Annotated in this window: 13 protein-coding genes; 4 read left to right on the top strand and 9 right to left on the bottom strand. The window is 60.7% G+C overall.

Features of this window, described 5'->3' with window-relative positions:
- Window positions 1-38 precede the first annotated feature (38 nt).
- Window positions 39-2,306: a carboxy terminal-processing peptidase gene (locus tag ACL9RI_RS04055; RefSeq protein ID WP_422725297.1), complete on the bottom strand. Its 2,268-nt coding sequence runs from the start codon at window positions 2,304-2,306 to the stop codon at window positions 39-41.
- 333 nt (window positions 2,307-2,639) lie between these two features.
- Window positions 2,640-3,545 (bottom strand): LysR family transcriptional regulator, encoded by a 906-nt coding sequence (locus ACL9RI_RS04050; protein WP_422725296.1) that lies wholly within the window; start codon window positions 3,543-3,545, stop codon window positions 2,640-2,642.
- A gap of 175 nt (window positions 3,546-3,720) precedes the next feature.
- On the opposite strand from ACL9RI_RS04050, the gene ACL9RI_RS04045 reads away from it, so the two are divergent.
- Window positions 3,721-4,377 carry a peroxiredoxin-like family protein gene (locus tag ACL9RI_RS04045; protein ID WP_422725295.1) on the top strand — a complete coding sequence of 219 codons (657 nt, stop codon included), beginning with the start codon at window positions 3,721-3,723 and terminating at the stop codon, window positions 4,375-4,377.
- 1 nt (window position 4,378) lies between these two features.
- On the opposite strand, the gene ACL9RI_RS04040 is transcribed toward ACL9RI_RS04045, so the two are convergent.
- Entirely contained in the window at window positions 4,379-4,954 is a 576-nt protein-coding gene (locus tag ACL9RI_RS04040; protein WP_422725294.1) for a hypothetical protein, read from the bottom strand.
- A gap of 118 nt (window positions 4,955-5,072) precedes the next feature.
- Between ACL9RI_RS04040 and ACL9RI_RS04035 the strand changes: the two genes are divergently transcribed.
- Complete coding sequence (locus ACL9RI_RS04035; RefSeq protein WP_422725293.1) at window positions 5,073-5,357, top strand: putative signal transducing protein; 285 nt, start codon at window positions 5,073-5,075, stop codon at window positions 5,355-5,357.
- Window positions 5,358-5,370: 13 nt separating this feature from the next.
- On the opposite strand, the gene ACL9RI_RS04030 is transcribed toward ACL9RI_RS04035, so the two are convergent.
- The 6 genes from ACL9RI_RS04030 to ACL9RI_RS04005 all read right to left on the bottom strand — a co-directional run bounded on the left by ACL9RI_RS04030 (window position 5,371) and on the right by ACL9RI_RS04005 (window position 14,432).
- Window positions 5,371-6,819: an efflux transporter outer membrane subunit gene (locus tag ACL9RI_RS04030; RefSeq protein ID WP_422725292.1), complete on the bottom strand. Its 1,449-nt coding sequence runs from the start codon at window positions 6,817-6,819 to the stop codon at window positions 5,371-5,373.
- Window position 6,820: 1 nt separating this feature from the next.
- Window positions 6,821-9,991, bottom strand: a complete 3,171-nt coding sequence (locus ACL9RI_RS04025) for an efflux RND transporter permease subunit (protein WP_422725291.1) — start codon at window positions 9,989-9,991, stop codon at window positions 6,821-6,823.
- Window positions 9,992-10,061: 70 nt separating this feature from the next.
- Complete coding sequence (locus ACL9RI_RS04020) at window positions 10,062-11,147, bottom strand: efflux RND transporter periplasmic adaptor subunit (RefSeq protein WP_422725290.1); 1,086 nt, start codon at window positions 11,145-11,147, stop codon at window positions 10,062-10,064.
- Window positions 11,148-11,423: 276 nt separating this feature from the next.
- Entirely contained in the window at window positions 11,424-11,654 is a 231-nt protein-coding gene (locus tag ACL9RI_RS04015) for a hypothetical protein (RefSeq protein ID WP_422725289.1), read from the bottom strand.
- A gap of 98 nt (window positions 11,655-11,752) precedes the next feature.
- On the bottom strand, window positions 11,753-13,492 hold the full coding sequence (locus ACL9RI_RS04010) for an outer membrane beta-barrel protein (protein ID WP_422725288.1): 1,740 nt from the start codon (window positions 13,490-13,492) through the stop codon (window positions 11,753-11,755).
- 388 nt (window positions 13,493-13,880) lie between these two features.
- Window positions 13,881-14,432 carry a thymidine kinase gene (locus tag ACL9RI_RS04005; RefSeq protein WP_422725287.1) on the bottom strand — a complete coding sequence of 184 codons (552 nt, stop codon included), beginning with the start codon at window positions 14,430-14,432 and terminating at the stop codon, window positions 13,881-13,883.
- A gap of 318 nt (window positions 14,433-14,750) precedes the next feature.
- Between ACL9RI_RS04005 and ACL9RI_RS04000 the strand changes: the two genes are divergently transcribed.
- On the top strand, window positions 14,751-16,142 hold the full coding sequence (locus tag ACL9RI_RS04000; RefSeq protein WP_422725286.1) for a pyridoxal-phosphate dependent enzyme: 1,392 nt from the start codon (window positions 14,751-14,753) through the stop codon (window positions 16,140-16,142).
- Window positions 16,139-17,320, top strand: coding sequence for a trans-sulfuration enzyme family protein (locus ACL9RI_RS03995; protein ID WP_300759672.1), 1,182 nt, complete (start codon window positions 16,139-16,141; stop codon window positions 17,318-17,320). The genes ACL9RI_RS04000 and ACL9RI_RS03995 overlap by 4 nt, the downstream gene beginning before the upstream one ends.
- The last annotated feature ends 26 nt before the right edge of the window (window positions 17,321-17,346 follow it).

Raw genomic sequence — 17,346 nt, 5'->3', positions numbered from 1 at the left:
CATCGGGACCAGCCAGGTTCATGCCGGGCCTGAAACGCTTACTTGGCCGTGGCAGCCGTGGCCGGCGCACCCTTGGTATCGGTGGCGTATGGCAAGACCTTGGCCGCCAGGCGGGTGTCGGCCTTGATCAGCGCGACTTCATCGGCCAGGATGCGCGCCGTTTCATTCAACAGCACGTCCTTGGCGCTCTTCGCCGCCGTTTCAGCGTCGAGTTCGGTGCTCAGCGCGCGCTCGTCGCCCTGCAAGCCATCGTCGGTGCGCAAGGCGCCCTTCACGGCAGCAATCTGCTGCTTGGCGGTCTTGGCGGCAGCGCTCTTCACGTCTTTCGGATCAGGAATCACCACCAGATCGTCGCTCGGATTGGAAATCTGCGCGATCAGGCGTTTTTCACGCGCCTTGGCACGCGCATCCTGGGCATCGCGCTCCTTGCGGCGCACGGCTTCGTTCAGCGACAGCTGGTTATCCTTGCGCTGCTTGACGACCAGGGCGATGTCATCCTGCAGATACTGGAAGTCCTTGTCCTTGGCGACGCGCGCTTCATGTTTCTTGTCGAGCAGCGGCACGATGTCCTTCAGGTCGCCCGTCGGCGTGTAGTTCGCCGGCTTGATGGAGACCCATGGCAAGGCATTGTCATAACTCGATTCGCCAAAGTTTTCCGTATCCGACATGGCGGGCAGCTTGATGTCGGGCGTCACGCCGCGCAATTGCGTGGTGCCGCCGTTGATGCGGAAGAATTGTGCCACCGTCATTTTCAGCTCGCCAAAGCGGGCCTTGTCGCTGCCGCCGAAACGGTTCAGGTCGATCAGGGTTTGCACGGTGCCCTTGCCGAAGCTGCCCTCACCGATCACCAGGCCACGGCCGTAATCCTGGATGGCGGCGGCGAAAATCTCGGAAGCGGAGGCCGAGCCACGATTGATCAGCACGCCCATCGGGCCATCCCAGGCCAGGCCGGCGTTGGTATCGCTCTCAGTATCGACCTTGCCTTCGGCATTGCGCTGCATCACCACCGGGCCCTTGTCGATGAACAAGCCCGTCAAATCGACGGCTTCGTTCAGCGAACCGCCGCCGTTGTTGCGCAAATCGATGAGGACGTTGTCAACCTTGTCTTTCTTCAACTCGCCCAGCAGGCGGGACACGTCGCGCGTGGCGCTCTTGAAGTCTTTGTCGCCACGGCGGCGCGCATCGAAGTCCTGGTAGAAGGTCGGCAGCGAGATCACGCCGATGCGGCGCTTGACGCCATTGTCGCGCACTTCGATGATCGATTTCTTCGCCGACTGCTCTTCCATGCTGATCTTCTTGCGCACCAGCGCCAGCACAGTATGCTTGGCGTCCGGGCCGGCATCGGCCGGCAGGATATCGAGGCGCACGGTGGAATCCTTGGCGCCGCGGATCAGCTGCACCACGTCGTCGATGCGCCAGCCCAGCACTTCGGTGATGGGACCGCTCTCGCCCTGCCCCACTCCGATGATGCGGTCGCCCACTTTCAGCTTGCCCGACAGGCCTGCCGGGCTGCCCGGCACGATTTCGCGCACCACCGTGTATTCGTCGCGCGTTTGCAGCACGGCGCCGATGCCTTCCAGCGACAGGCGCATGGCGATGTCAAAGTTTTCCGAAGCGCGCGGTCCCAGGTAATTGGTATGCGGCTCGATCGACATGGCGTAGGCATTCATGAAGATCTGGAACACATCTTCGCTATTGAGCTTGCGCGAACGCGTGACATAGCTTTCATAGCGCTTGTCCAGCGTTTCGCGGATGGACTTTTCATCCTTGCCGGCCAGTTTCAGGCGCAGCCAGTCATTCTTGACGCGCTTGCGCCACAGGTCGCGCACTTCCTCATCGTTCTTCGGCCAGGCGGCCTTTTCACGGTCCAGCTGATAGCTTTCGTCTTGCGTGAAGTCAAATTTGGTCTTCAGCAGTTCGCGCGCATAGGCCATGCGTTCTTCAAAGCGCTGCTGGTACAGATTGTAGATGGCAAATGGCGCGCTCAGGTCTTCGCCATTGATGGCGTCATCGAGCTTGGCGCGCACGGGCGCGAAACGGTCGATATCGGCTTGCACGAAGAACAGCTTTTCGGCATCGAGCGACTTGAAGTAGCGGTCGAAGATCTTTTCCGACATCGCATCGTCGAGCGGCATGGCCTTGTAATGGTAGCGCGACAGCACGCGCGACGCCCACAGGGCGGCCTGCGTTTGCTGGGCCAGCGGCTTCATGGGGGGCGGAGGAGCGGCACTCTTGTCCGTCTGCGCTGCACCAACCTGGGCTGACAGGGCGAGCACCAGGGTGACCAGCATCATTTGCTTCTTCATCGGCTTCTCCGAAAATTATATAAATCAGTTACCGCCGGCGCCGGGGAACCGGGCGCCAGCCAGCACAACACGAAAGGGGACTCTATGACTGGTCTGAATATTATTCTACAGGGAACCACAGGGATCGTGTCCCATGTAGCCGCAGTTTCTGCCCGCCAGCTTAAGCGCTGATTAAAGGCCATGTCTGAAACTTTACAAAATAAAACATCGTTGAAGCCAGGGAAATCAGGCCAGGTTTTTAACAACATCCATACTATTTTCGCCAAGTCATTGTATTAATTCATGTTTCCCTGTGCAAGCAGGACTTTCCTGAGAGCACGCATTCCCCCGTCCTCACCCCGCCAGCGCTGGCGGCGGCGTCACCAGCAGTTGCTCGACAAATTCAATAAAAGCACGCGCCTTGGCGCTGGCCATGCGTCCGCCCGGATACACTGCCCATAAATCCACCATCGGCAAGCGCCAGTCATCAAGCACGCTGCACACCTGGCCATCGCGCAATTCCGGGCTGAACATCCATTCCGATACGATAGTCAAGCCCATGCCGGCCAGCACGGCGGCGCGCACGCCTTCGGCCGCATTGACCCGTAGCTTGCCGGTCAGGGCCACCGATGCTTCTTCCCCGCCGTGCGTAAAAGTCCAGGCCGTACCGCCGCCGGGCTGGGCATACACGATGGCCCGGTGCAAGGCCAGATCAGCTGGACTGGCCGGCACGCCGGCACGCGCAAAGTAGGCTGGCGTGCCCAGTACCACCCGGCGCGTCTGGGCGATGCGCCGCGCCGTCATGCCCGAATCGTTCAAGCCGCCCATGCGCAAGGCCACGTCGATGCCATGCTCGAGCATATCGATATGGCGGTCATCGAGCACCACATCGATGCTGACATCAGGATGCTGATCAAGGAATAGCTGCAGATGCGGCAAAATATGCAGCCTTGCAAACGTCACGCCGGCGCAGATGCGCAGCAGCCCGGACAGGCTGGCGCCGGCGCCGCGCGCCGCCAGTTCCGCGGCATCGGCCTCGGCCACGGCGCGCCGTGCCCGCTCGTAAAAGCGCAGACCCGCCTCGGTCGCGGTCAAACGCCGGCTCGAACGCAGCAGCAGACGCACGCCCAGTTGCTGTTCCAGCTGGGCGATGGTTTTCGACACGGCCGGCTGGCCTATGCCGAGCAGCCGCGCCGCCGCCGAAAACGAACCGGCATCGACCACGGCGACAAAATTCTCCATTGCATTCAAGCGGTCCATAAAGTGGCTTTTCTATTCCATATCGAGATGAATCATAGCACTTGAGTGAAATTAAATCCCTCATCCATTCCCATCTGGAATAGCTTCTAGTCCATCAGCCTGCCTGTCCAAGCCTGATCCACGACCCAATAATGACTGCAGCAGTACCACCTCATTCATAGACAGGAGCAAGACCATGACACTGCAAGCCAAACTCGACGCTTTCCGGGCCGACTTTATCGCCGGCAAACCGCCGTACAACACGCCACCGGAAATCCATCCCATCATGGCCCGCGCCACCGCCGAACTGATCGCGTCAGGCCTGGCCGAGCAGTCCTTGCAAGTCGGCGACCGGGCGCCCGCCTTTACCTTGCACGATAGCGAGGGCAAGCCGGTGGCTTCAACAGAGTTACTGGCGCGCGGCCCGCTGATCGTCACCTTTTATCGCGGCGTCTGGTGCCCTTACTGCAATATGGAACTGCAAGCCCTGCAAGACGAATTGCCTGCCTTCATCGCCGCTGGCGCCAGCCTGGTCGCCATTTCGCCGCAACTAGCCGCCAGCAGCCGCAAGTCGCAGCGCACCCATCACCTGACCTTCCCGATCCTGCATGATGCGGGTAACGAGGTGGCTGCCGCCTTTGGCGTGCGCTACAGTTTGCCCGATTATCTGGTCGAGCTATATGCCTCGCGCAAGAACGACTTGCCAGCCACCAATGGCGACGATAGCTGGAGCTTGCCGATGCCTTCGCGCTACGTGATCGCCCAGGATGGCACGATCATCTACGCGGAAGTCAATCCCGACTACACGCGCCGGCCGGAACCGCACGACATGCTGGCCGTGCTGTCACGATAAGTCAGAGCGGCAGCAAACGCGCCAGTTCCAGCCACTCGGGCCGGAACTGGCGCAGCAGCAAGAACAGGCCGGCGATGACCGGCACATACGGCCAGGAACGGAGCGCGATCTTCCAGTCGATCAAGGATGGCCAGCACGCCAGGAATTGCGGCGCCACCAGAAACGCCAGCAGCACATCGATCCACTGGAAAGTCCAGTCCGGATGCGTGCGCCAGGCCGCCACCGCAAACGGCAGCGCCAGGATCAAAAACGGCGCCAGCGCGACAGGCGCCGCGTTATACCAGCGCACGCTGCGCAAGGTCACCGACCCCAGCTCCCAGCCCTGCCCCACCCGGCGCGGCACGATGCTGAACGAGCGCGGCTGCGCAGCCGTCAGCAAGCCCATGCCAAAATGCGCCAGTTCATGGCAGACCGTGCCAGCCAGCGCAAAGACAAAAAAGAAGGGATGGCGGCCCGACAGGAAGCGGATCAGCAGCGCCAGCAGCAGCGACGGCGCCAGATACAGGCCGATATCAAGGTAGCGGCACAGCAAGGGGGACGCCAGCGCATGGCAATGGCTGTGGAGGATGCTCATCATGGTAGTCTCGTCCTATTCTATCCATGCTGGCCGATAAAGGTGTGACGCAATGCTAAGATGGAGCGAAATCGATACAGCACCTGGCCAATACAGCACCTGGCCTGCCGACGGAGGAACGATGGATAGCAATAACGACTATTGCCTGCTTGCCAGGCTGATGATTCCCACCGACGCCCATGTGATACGTGGCTGCCTGGAAGCGGCCGGCATCCCCGTGATCCTGACGGACGACCAGCACATGCAGGCCAACCTGCTGCTGGCGCCCGCCATCGGTGGCGCGCGCATCCTGGTGCGTGAAAGCGACGTGGCCAGGGCGAATGACATCCTGGCCGCCTACGAGCGGGGCGACCTGGCCCTGCCGGAAGATGCGGACGTGGGGGTTGCGGAAGACGACGTCCAATGAAGATGGCCGTCGCCTACTCCGCTTCCCAGCCGCCGCCCAGCGCCTGGAACAGCGCGGCCGTATCCGTGTAGCGCGTTGCCTGCGCCTGGATGCGTGCAATGCTGGCTTGCTGATACGCTTGCTCGGCATTGAGCAAGGCCAGGGGATTGACAAAACCCAGTGCCAGTTGCTGTTGCGTCATGTCCAGCGTTTTCCTGGCCGCCACTTCGGCCGCCACGGAGGCAGATAGCGACTGCGCGTCGGCATCGAGCGCATACAAGGTATCGGCCACGTTCTGGAAGGCGCCCAGGACCACGCTGCGGTATTGCGCGGCAGCCTGGTCCAGCCCGGCATCGGCAGCGCGTTTGCGATGCAACAAGGCGCCGAAGTCAAACACGGTCTGCGTGACGTTGCCCGTGAGTCCCCAAAACTTGTTATCGTCGGCAAACATCTTGCTGAACTGCGTGGCGCTGCCGCCGTACAGGGCGGAAATCGACAACTGTGGCAAGCGGTTGGCGACCGCCACGCCCACCTGCGCGCTGGCTGCATGCATCTGCGCTTCGGCGGCACGCACATCGGGCCGCTGGTCTACCAGCTGCGATGGCAGGCTGACGGGCAAAGTGGATGGCAATTGCAAGGTCTCCAGGGCAATATCGTCCAGCCCGCCCTGGCTGGGGAAACTGCCCGTCAGCACGGCCAGCAAATTGCGCGTCTGCTCCAGCTGTTTCAACAGCGGCGGCAAGGATTGCTGTGCCTGCGCCAGTGCCGTCTCCTGCGCGGCCACGTCCAGCCCCGACGCAAAGCCCAGTTCCGCCTGGCGATGCAGGGCCGCCAGCGACTGGGTCGCGGCCGCAATCACGGCTTCGGTGGCGTGGATTTGCGCACCCAGGGCCGCTTGCTGGATGGCCGCAGCCACCACATTCGAAGCCAAGGTCAGATAAGTCGCCTGCAACTGGTAGCGCTGGGTTTCTTCCTGCGCCGCCAGCGATTCGACCGTGCGCCGGTTCAGGCCAAACACATCGGGCGCGTAACTGATGGATAGTTGTGCCGTATGCAAGGTGTACAGGGGCGCGCCTGATGTCAGGGTCGGGGAAATCGTGCCGACGGCGTTTTTCTGGCGGCTCGGTGCATAGCCGGCCTGGATGGTAGGGAAGTAACTGCCCCATTGCGCCGCCGTGCTTTCCTGCGCCTGGCGCAAGGCCGCCTGCGCGCTGGCGATGCTGGGATTGTGCTGGAAAGCACGTTCCACCAGCGCATTCAGGGCTGGCGCGCCAAACGCGGTCCACCATTGGCGCTCCACTTTCGCCGCTGCCGAGGTTTTTATGGCAGGCAAGGGAGCACGCGTATAACTGTCCACGGCAGGCGCCGCAGGCCGCTGGAAGTCAGGCCCGACGGCGCAGCCGGTGCAGGCCAGCGCTGCCAGCAAGGCGGCCACGTGGCAATAAGAACTCCCTCCTGCCCGCTTCACACTTGATTGCTTCATATCAGGCTTCCTTTTCGTTTGATGGCGCACCCGCCAGGACGGGGCGCTTGCGCGACCATCCCAAAACCATCACTTGCAGCGCCGGCGCCACGATCAACAACATGATTGGCCCCAGCAACATGCCGCCCACCACGACGACGGCCAGCGGCCGTTGCACCTGGCTGCCGATGCCGGTCGACAGGGCTGCCGGCAGCAGGCCGATGCAGGCGGACAAGGCCGTCATCAGCATCGGCCGCATGCGCTGCTCGGCGGCGTCGCGCATGGCTTCGAGCGGCGTCTTGCCTTCCACGATCAGGTGATTGAAATAACTGATCACCAGGATGCCATTCATCACGGATACCCCGAACAGCGAAACAAAGCCGATGGCTGCCGAAACGCTCAGCGGCAATCCCGAGAAATACAGCGCAACAATGCCGCCCGCAATCGCGAACGGAATCGCCGCCAGGGTCAGCAGGCTGTCGCGCAGGGAATTGAACAAGGTGTACAGCAAGATCAAAATGGCCATCAAAGCGATCGGCAGGACAATCACCATGCGCTGTTTGGCTTGCTGCAATTCCTCGAATTCGCCGGCCCAGATGATGCGGTAGCCATTCGGCAAGGCAACTTTGGCGGCGACGCGCGCTTGCGCTTCTTCCACGGTGCTGCCCAGGTCGCGGCCACGCACGCTGAACTTCACGGGAATGAAACGCTCGTTGCGTTCATGGAAGATATACGAGGCGCCCGTGTCGAGCGTGATCGTGGCCAGTTCACGCAGCGCAATATAGGCCGTGCCGCCGCCATTGGTGGCATAGCCGACCGGGATATTGCGGATGGCTTCCAGGTCGGCGCGGTATTGCGGCGCCAGCCGGACGGTCAGGGCAAACTGGCGGTCGCCTTCCAGCACCGTGGTGGCTTGCGTGCCACCGGCAGCCGCTTGCACCACCGCATTGATGTCGCCCGTATTCAAGCCATAGCGCGCCGCCTTGGCGCGGTCGATCGTGATATTGAAATTCGGCTGGCCCAGCACGCGGAACACGCCCAGGTCTTCCACCCCCTTGACCTGCTTCATTTCATGCAAGACCTGGTCCGACAGTTTTTCCAGCGTCGCCAGGTCGGGACCGATGATCTTCACGGAATTGGCGCCTTTGACGCCAGACAAACCTTCCTCGATATTGTCCTGGATATATTGCGAAAAATTGAACTCCACGCCAGGAAACTCGGCCGCGAACTGATTCTGTACCTCCTTGACCAGCATGTCCTTGGTATAACCCTTGCGCCATTCGTCGAAAGGCTTGAGCGGCACGAACAATTCCACGTTGTAAAAACCCGAGGCATCGCTGCCGTCGTCCGGCCGTCCATGCTGCGAGACCGCCGTGATCACTTCCGGATGGGCTTTCAAGATACGGCGCATGCGGTTGACCTTGTCCATGCCCGCTTCCAGCGAAGCGGTGGCCGGCATGGTGGCGCGTATCCACAGATTGCCCTCTTCCAGCGCGGGCAGGAATTCCGTGCCGATGCGCGGCAGCATCAGGCCGGCGATCAGCAAAAAGCCCAGGCCGATGGCCACCGTGGTCTTGCGCTTGGCCAAGGCCCAGGCCAATACCGGGGTGTACACGCGGCGGATGGCGCGCACGACCATGGTTTCCGTCTCTTCCACATGTTTTGGCAACAGGATGGAAGCGAGTACCGGCGTCACCGTGAAAGTGGCAAACAAGGCGCCGATCAGGGCGTAGGCATAGGTGCGCGCCATCGGGCTGAAGATTTGCCCTTCGACCCCTTGCATGGTGAACAGGGGGATAAACGCCGCCACCGTGATGGCCGAGGAAAACAGCACGGCGCGGTCGACCTGGATGGCACTGATATACAGCAGGCGCAAACGGAAGGACCAGGCTTGCAGCAAGCCAAAGTTTTGCTCTTCCATCAGATCCTGCTGCTGTGACTGGGTTTTCTGGAAATTGCGGAACACGTTTTCCACCAGGATCACGGCCGAATCGACAATGATGCCGAAATCGACGGCGCCCAGCGACAACAGATTGGCCGAATCGCCCAGCAAGACCAGGATGATGATGCTGAAGAACAAGGCAATCGGAATATTGGCGCTGACGATGATGGCGCTGCGCAAATCGCCGAGGAAGATCCACTGGATCAAAAACACCAGCAGGCAGCCAAAAATCAGGTTGTGCAGCACCGTATGCGTGGTGACATTGACCAGGGTCGAGCGGTCATAGAACGGCTCCATCTTCACGCCCGGCGGCAAGCTGCCGTCAGTGTTGACCTTCTCCACTTCGGTCTTGATGCGCGCCAATACCTCGTTGGTTTGCAAGGTGCGGTTCATTACCACGATGCCCGTCACCACGTCATCCTGGTCGTCACGGCCCGCCTTGCCCAGGCGCGGTGCGGCGCCGATCGTGACCTTGGCCACGTCGTTGACCAGCACCGGCACGCCGTTAGCCTGCGACAACACGATGTTGCCGATGTCCGCCGTGTCCCTGATCAGGCCGACACCGCGGATATTGACCGATTGCTGCCCGATATTGACGGTGCGGCCACCCACGTTGGTATTGGCGTTGCCCACGGCAGTAATCAGTTGTGGCAAGGTGACGCCGAAACCTTGCAGCTTGTGCAGGTCGGCCTCGACCTCATATTCCCTGGTGGTGCCGCCCCAGGTGACCACTTGCATCACGCCGGGCACGGTCATCAAACGGCGCGTGACGACCCAGTCCTGCAAGGTGCGCAAATTCGTCAATCCCGTGTGCGCCGGCCCCGTCAGCTGATAACGCAGCACTTCACCGACCAGGCTCGAGGCCTGGATTTGCGGTTGCACGCCATTGGGCAGGCTGACATTCTGCTGCAGGTTCAAGGCCGCCTGGGTTGATGCAAAATAATAGTCGACGCCATATTTAAACGTCACGCGCACGAAGGACAAGCCATAAAACGAGGTCGAACGGATATTGTCCACGCCCGGTGTCGTGGCCAGGCCCACTTCCATCGCCCGCGTGTAGGAGCGTTCCATCTCTTCGGCGGACAAGCCGGGCGCCTGCGCCGTAATTTCCAGGATCACGGGCGCCGGATTCGGGTAGGCTTCAATATTGAGTTTTGAATACGCAAACAGGCCGGCGACTATAAACACCAGCAAGGCCAGCAGCACGATGGGCCGGCGCGACAATGCGAACGTGATGAGACCTCTAAGCACGATGTGCCTTCTTTCTTTCGACAGGATGCAGGATGGGAGTGGCAGGCAGATAGTGTCTGGCGGCGAGCCGCTAGCGCGATTGCAGGGACAACATATTGCTGAGGAACAAGGCGCCGTCTGCGGCAACCTTTTCACCGGCGGCGAGACCACCGGTGATCTGCATCAAGCCATTTTGCTGCAGCCCCAGCGTGACCGGGCGCCGGGTAAATGTGCGGGCGTCTTGCGTGACGAACACGGTCATGCCGCCGTCGCCTTCGCGCACCACGCTATTGACGGGCAGCGCCATCGCGTGCTGCGCGGCGCCCGTATGAATCGCATAGGTGGCCAGCATCTGCGGATGCAGCTGGTGCTGTGCATCCTTGATCTCGGCACGCACGGCTGCTTTATGGGTATTGGGATCGACCGCGACAGCAATATTGCTGATTTCGCCCTTGAAAGTCTGTCCAGGGTAAGCCATCACCGTGACCTCGGCCTGCTGCCCCACTTTGAGCTGCGGCAAATCGTATTCGGAGACATTGGCGACCATCCACACGGTCGACAGGTCGGCCACCGTAAACGGCGCTGGCGCCGTGCCTGGCTGCAGCAGCAAGCCGGCGCTGACATTGCGCGCCGTCACCCGGCCCTGCAGCGGACTGGTGACGGTCAGCTCGCCATCGATCTTGCGGCTGGCGACGATCTGGTCGATCTGCGTCTCGGACTTGCCGAAGATGCGCACGGCATCGCGCGCGGCGCGGTAATTGCCATCGGCCGTCTGCTGGTCGGACATGGCTTGCTCGACATCTTTCTGGGCGCTGACCTGCACGTCGAGCATCTTTTTTGCGCGCTCGAGCACCCGGCTGTTCAAGGCCAGCAGGCCGGCGGTGGACACCAGGTTCGATTCCGCCTGCAGCAGGTCCGGACTATCGAGGGAAAACAGTGGCTGGCCCTTCCTGACATCGTCGCCGGCCTTCGCAAACACTTGCCGCACCCGTCCCTGATAGGGCGCAAACACGGGCACCGTGCGGTCTTGATTGAAATCGATATAACCGACGGCCTCGCTGTGTGGCGTGAAGTTGCCCGACTGCGCGGTGACGATGTTGATCTGTTTGGCTTGTACCTCGGTCAAGGTGACACTGTTCTGTGCATCCTTGGCAGGCGCCGCCGTTTCTGATGGCAATGATGGACTCTTGGTCACTTCATGCTCAGTCTTGCTCGCAGACACAGCAATGGCAGCCAGCAGCGCACATCCAGCCGTGGCGCCGATTGCCACGTATTTCTTATTTCCAAACATGATCTACCCAAGTTGACAATGCAAACAAAGACTCAAGTTGCCAGGCAATACAGCTGCGAAAAAAAGCAACCGAAAGTATGCGACAGGATACCGGCTTATCAGCAAGCCCGGCACTATTTTTAGCGCTTCAAACTCAAAAAAAAAGCTGCCGTAGGCATCTTCTTAACTTTTATCCTGGGCTGCCGGTTTCGCCTTTTCTGCGGCTGCGGCGGCAACTGCCGCCTGTTGCCGTTTTTGCTGGTTGACCCACGGCGTGACTTGCGCGTGCGGACCATGGTCGAGTGGCAATACTTGCTGTTTGGCTGGTTTGGTGGGGGTGTCTTGCGCCATGGCCAGGCTGGCGTGAGCCATGCTGCCGGCGGCGATCAGGGCGGAAACAATCAGGTTTTTCATGTCAGTGATCTCTGTTAAGTTTAGGGAAGGGAAAATATGCTGGCGCAATAGTCCGGTAACCATGCGCCAGCGTGTGACAGGCAAGCTTGCAAGCCAGTTTAGAAGTGGATCACCGCATCCATGGCGAACATGACCTGGTGTTTCGATCCCGATGTGACGGTCGCACCGCAGCCAGCCGTGCCGGCAACCGGGCATGGATTGTTGTAGGCAGCCAGACCAGCGTGTTCATAGCGGATCTCCGGGCGAATGGTGATCGCCTTGCCGATCCAGTGGTTCCAGCCCAGCAGGAACTCCGTGTACTTGGTCGGGAAGCCCGTGCGCTGGCCATTCACGTCGTCCAGTATTTCGGAACGCAGGGTGATGAAATCGCGTGCCGTCGGCTGGTACACGATGTAGTTCACGAACGCCCATTCTTTCGAGGTGCACGTGACGCCATCGTTGGGACCGCAGCCGCTGCCGCCCATGGCGCCAAACGGGCCACCGACCGAATTGGTGCCGGCAAAATACGAGTTCCACAAGCCCTGGCCATCGGCGTTTTGCATGTTCGGCGTATTTTTTTCATACATATACCAGCCCTCGGTAGACATATGCCATTTGTCATTGAACTTGTGGTACCAGGTCAGCACTTCATGCTGCACATTGTTCCAGCCGTAATTGCCCTTGTTGGAAATGCCGGTGCCACCGTTCATGCATGGATAGAGCGCGTCATTGCCCGAATCCGAGGTCCAGTTCACGCAGACGGCAGGCGTCAGTTGCGCGCCGATTTTCTGGCCGGCATTCGGATTGGCCACCGTGTTGCCAGCACCATTGATGTAGGTGGCAGGCACTTTCGGGTGGTACCAGAGCGCCACGTCATTGCCGCCCGAAATTTCGCCCTGGACGGTCCAGTTCTTGTTGAGTTTGATGGTGGCCACTACACCCTCTTGCGTGTAGGGATCGTAGGTATACAACAGCGAGTGACTGTAGGTATAGTTGTTTGGCGCCAGCTGGGCTTCGATATCGGGAATCGAAATATAACGGCCGACACGCACGTTCATGCCGTCGGCGACGCCAGGGAAATAACCTTCGACATACGCCATCGGAATGTCATAGCCGTTCTTGGCCACCTTGCCATTCGAATTCGTATATTGATTGCTCCACAAGCCGCGCGAGAACGTATATTTGGCGTCCGCGCCCCACACGCCTGCCAGGCGGAAACCCCAGTCGAAATGATCGGTCTGCACCACGTCTGGCGTACGCTCGACGTACAAGGCGACCTGGTCCATCTGCACGGTGTTGGGTGCATAGGAATAAGCGGCCGGGAAATTGCCGCCGGTACCGTTCTGCGTGTTGTAGCCCGTATGCGAAGAGCTGCGGTTCATGCCAGGATTAATCCAGCCATACACGGTGACGCGGCTATCTTTCCAGGCCTGGCCATTCGGGCCGCTATAAATGGCGTCCATCAAGGCGCCATAATAGGTGTTGTCATAGCCGATGGTTTCGGAGCCGCCCAGCGGCCAGCCCGTAAACGGCATCGGTGGCGACGATTCAGGCGGTGGCTGATAGCCCTTGCGCCAGGTGGGTGCGGCATCCGCAGGATCGCCATTCCAGCTCAGGTAATCCTTGTAGGTATTGACAAACCGGTCTGCAAAGGACAGGTTTTCCGATCCTGCTGGACTGCCTGCGGCCGCACCACCGGTCGCTGCCGGCGTGCTGCCAGCTGCCTCTTGCGCAAACGCAGGGTTCGCTGCCGTCATTGCGAGCAATCCGAGACTGGCGCATGCCAATGCAAGCTGGTGGCGCACAGTGTTGATCTTGGGCACGGTGTTGATCTTAGCCACGGTGTTGATCTTAGCCATACTGTTACTTCCCTTTTATGTTGAAAACCGATTTTTTTAGCGATTTCTACCGGGCATTCCCGGGGCCTGCTCAGGCTCCGTATGTCTGTTCAGGACACGCTGGAACACGCGTTGGAATACAGACAAAGCTTAGCGATTCGAGTATAAAAAAATCAGAAAAAGAGAATGGCGATGTGTAAATTTTTCGTAAAATAATGCAGCAAAAACAAGGAAAATCGGCCAAATATGGTCTATTTCACATGTGTCGTGCGGCGTCAGGCAGGCGGATTTCTGACGTTGGAAAAGTGTGGGTGAGCAGGATGGGAAGGAAAAAGCAGAAGCTGGCGGCAAGTAGTACCCAGGCCCGCGGGTGGGCCTGGGTCAGCCTGACAAGAAATGAAGACAGCAGTTATCTGGAATAAAAACACCGCCCGCAAGCCTGCCGGTAAGCTTCGTTGCCGCCGATACTGATCTGTTCGCCTTCGCGGATGCGGCGGCCCTGCTCGTCCACGCGGATATTCATGGTGGCTTTCTTGCCGCAGGTGCAGATGTTTTTCAGTTCTTCGATATCGTCTGCCAGCGCCAGCAGGTAGGCCGAACCGGGAAACGGTTCGCCCTTGAAATCGGTGCGCAAGCCGTAGCAAATCACGGGCACGCCCTTGACCTGCGCCAGCTGGTGCAATTGCTGCACCTGTCGGGTCGTGAGGAATTGCGCTTCATCGATCAGCAAGCAAGCCACTTTGGGTATCTCGGCCAGGAAATCCGTATCGGCATCGAAGATATCGACCTGGCGCTGCGGCCCCAGCCGCGAAGTGACCCGGCCTACGCCGTAGCGGCTGTCGATGGCGGCCGTGTACAAACGCACCTGCTGGCCCTGCTCTTCATAATTGTGCGCGACCTGCAGCAAGGCCGTCGACTTGCCCGCGTTCATCGCGGAATACCGGAAATAAAGTTTTGCCACTGTCGCCGCCCTGTCTGAATAATATTTTAATATTGTTTACTGCGTTTTTGAGGCGTGATTATAAAGGGCATTGCCTGCTTGAGACAGCGCAATTGCACGCGGAAGTCGTCGCAAGGCGCGCGGCAAGGCCGTCAAAAACGGTGCATACTGGCACGGCGAAACCCGCGCATCCACTGTGAGTTGATATGCACAAAATGTATAAGCAAGCACATAAACATTCGTTCGCGCAATCTGCCGACGCGCCTACACTCCGCCCTTTTGCGCGAAAAGCGGCCCGGGACACAATCCTGCGCGGCTGTTTCGATGACAGGAGCCACCATGAATGACCGAATGCCCTCCCCTGCCGAACCGGCAGCACTCTTCAAGCTGATCGGCAACACCCCGCTGGTCGAAGTGACCCGGCTCGACACGGGTCCGTGCCAGCTGTTCCTGAAACTGGAATCGCAGAATCCGGGCGGCTCCATCAAGGACCGCATCGGCCTGTCCATCATCGAGGCGGCCGAAGCCGATGGCCGCCTGCAGCCTGGTGGTGTGATCATCGAGGCGACGGCCGGCAATACCGGCATCGGCCTGGCTCTGGTCGGCCGCATCAAGGGCTACCGCGTGATCCTGGTCGTACCCGACAAGATGTCGACTGAAAAAGTGCTGCATTTAAAGGCGCTGGGCGCCGAAGTGCATACCACGCGCTCGGACGTGGGCAAGGGCCACCCGGAGTATTACCAGGATTACGCGGCGCGCCTGGCGCGCGAACTGCCAGGCGCCTTCTTCGCCGACCAGTTCAACAACCCGGCCAATCCGCTGGCGCACGAAACGACTACCGGTCCTGAAATCTGGGAGCAAAGCGGCCACGACGTGGACGCCATCGTGGTCGGCGTGGGGTCCTCGGGCACGCTGACGGGCCTGACGCGCTTTTTCCGCAAGGCGCAGCCGAAGCTGGAATTCGTGCTGGCCGACCCGCAAGGCTCCATCCTGACCGAATACATCGAGTCGGGCAAGGTCTCCGACACCAGCGGTTCGTGGGCAGTGGAAGGCATCGGCGAAGACTTTATTCCCTCGATCGCCGACATGGACGGCGTGCGCCGCGCGTTTACCATCAGCGACCAGGAAAGCTTTGACTCGGCGCGCGCCCTGCTGCGCGCCGAAGGCATCCTGGGCGGCTCGTCGACCGGCACGCTGCTGGCGGCCGCCCTGAAATACTGCCGCGAACAGACCACCCCAAAACGTGTCGTCACCTTTGTGTGCGACACCGGCACGCGCTACCTGTCGAAAGTGTATAACGATGGCTGGATGCGCGACCAGGGCCTGCTGCAGCGCGCAGTATCGGGCGACTTGCGCGACCTGATCGGCCGCCGCTACGACGAAGGCGACGTGGTCAGCGTGGCACCCGGCGACACCCTGCTGACGGCGTTCAACCGCATGCGCTCGAGCGACCTGGCGCAACTGCCCGTGATCGACGACGGCAAGCTGGTCGGTATCATCGACGAATCGGACCTGCTGCTGCAAGTGTCGGGCGACGCCGCGCATTTTGCATCCCTGGTGGGCGCCACCATGACCACCCAGCTGGAAACCCTGGCGCCATCCGCCGGATTGCCTGCGCTACGCGCCACCCTGGACCGCGGCTTGACTGCCGTGGTGGCCGACGATGCCGTATTCTATGGCCTGATCACGCGTTTCGACCTACTCAACCACTTACGCAGGACACTATCTTGAGCAATCCAACTTCCCGCAAGAGCCAACTCGCTACCCGCGTCATCCATGCAGGCCAGTCGCCCGATCCCTCGACGGGCGCCATCATGCCGCCGATTTATGCCACCTCCACCTTCGTGCAGGAAAGCCCGGGCGTACACAAGGGCCTGGACTATGGCCGCTCGCACAACCCCACGCGCTGGGCGCTGGAGCGCTGCGTGGCCGACCTCGAAGGCGGCAGCGCAGCATTTGCCTTCGCCTCGGGCCTGGCGGCCATTTCCAGCGTGCTCGAATTGCTGGACGCGGGCGCGCACATCATCGCCGGCGACGACATGTACGGCGGCACCTACCGTCTGTTCGAGCGCGTGCGCCGCCGGTCGGCCGGCCACCAGTTCACCTATGTCGATCTGACCAACCCGGAAAACCTGCTGGCCGCGATCCGCCCTGAAACCAAAATGGTGTGGGTGGAAACGCCGACCAATCCGATGCTGAAACTGGCCGACCTGCGCGCGATTGCCGACATCTGCCGCGAACGGGGCATCATCGCCGTGGCCGACAATACCTTCGCCAGCCCGCTGGTGCAGCGCCCGTTGGAACATGGCTTCGATATCGTGGTCCATTCGACCACCAAGTACCTGAACGGCCATTCGGACATCATCGGCGGCATCGCCATCGTGGGCGCCGAAGAACGCCAGGCGGAATGGCGCGAGCAGCTGGGCTTCTTGCAAAATTCGGTGGGCGCGATCGCCGGCCCGTTCGACAGCTTCCTGGCCCTGCGCGGCGTGAAAACCCTCGCCATCCGCATGCAGCGCCACTGCCAGAGCGCCCTGGCGCTGGCGCAATGGCTGGAACAGCAAAAGGAAGTGCGCAAGGTGTTTTATCCAGGCCTGGAATCGCACCCGCAACACGCGCTGGCCAAGCGCCAGATGGATGGTTTCGGCGGCATCATCTCGATCGACCTGGACACCGACCTGGCCGGCGCTCGCCGTTTCCTGGAACGCTGCGAAGTGTTCGCGCTGGCGGAAAGCCTGGGCGGCGTGGAAAGTCTGATCGAGCACCCGGCCCTGATGACGCATGCCAGCATCCCGGCTGAACAGCGCGCCAAGCTGGGCATCGGCGACGGCTTGATCCGCCTGTCGGTCGGCATCGAAGACATCGAAGACCTGCGCCACGATTTGCGTACGGCGCTCGACGCGATTTAAACTGACAGTACCGGATGACGCGGCAT

Origin of the sequence: Janthinobacterium sp. Mn2066 (genome assembly GCF_049319705.1) — a bacterium.
GTDB lineage: Bacteria > Pseudomonadota > Gammaproteobacteria > Burkholderiales > Burkholderiaceae_D > Janthinobacterium.
This window is presented reverse-complemented; position numbering and strand designations above follow the sequence as displayed.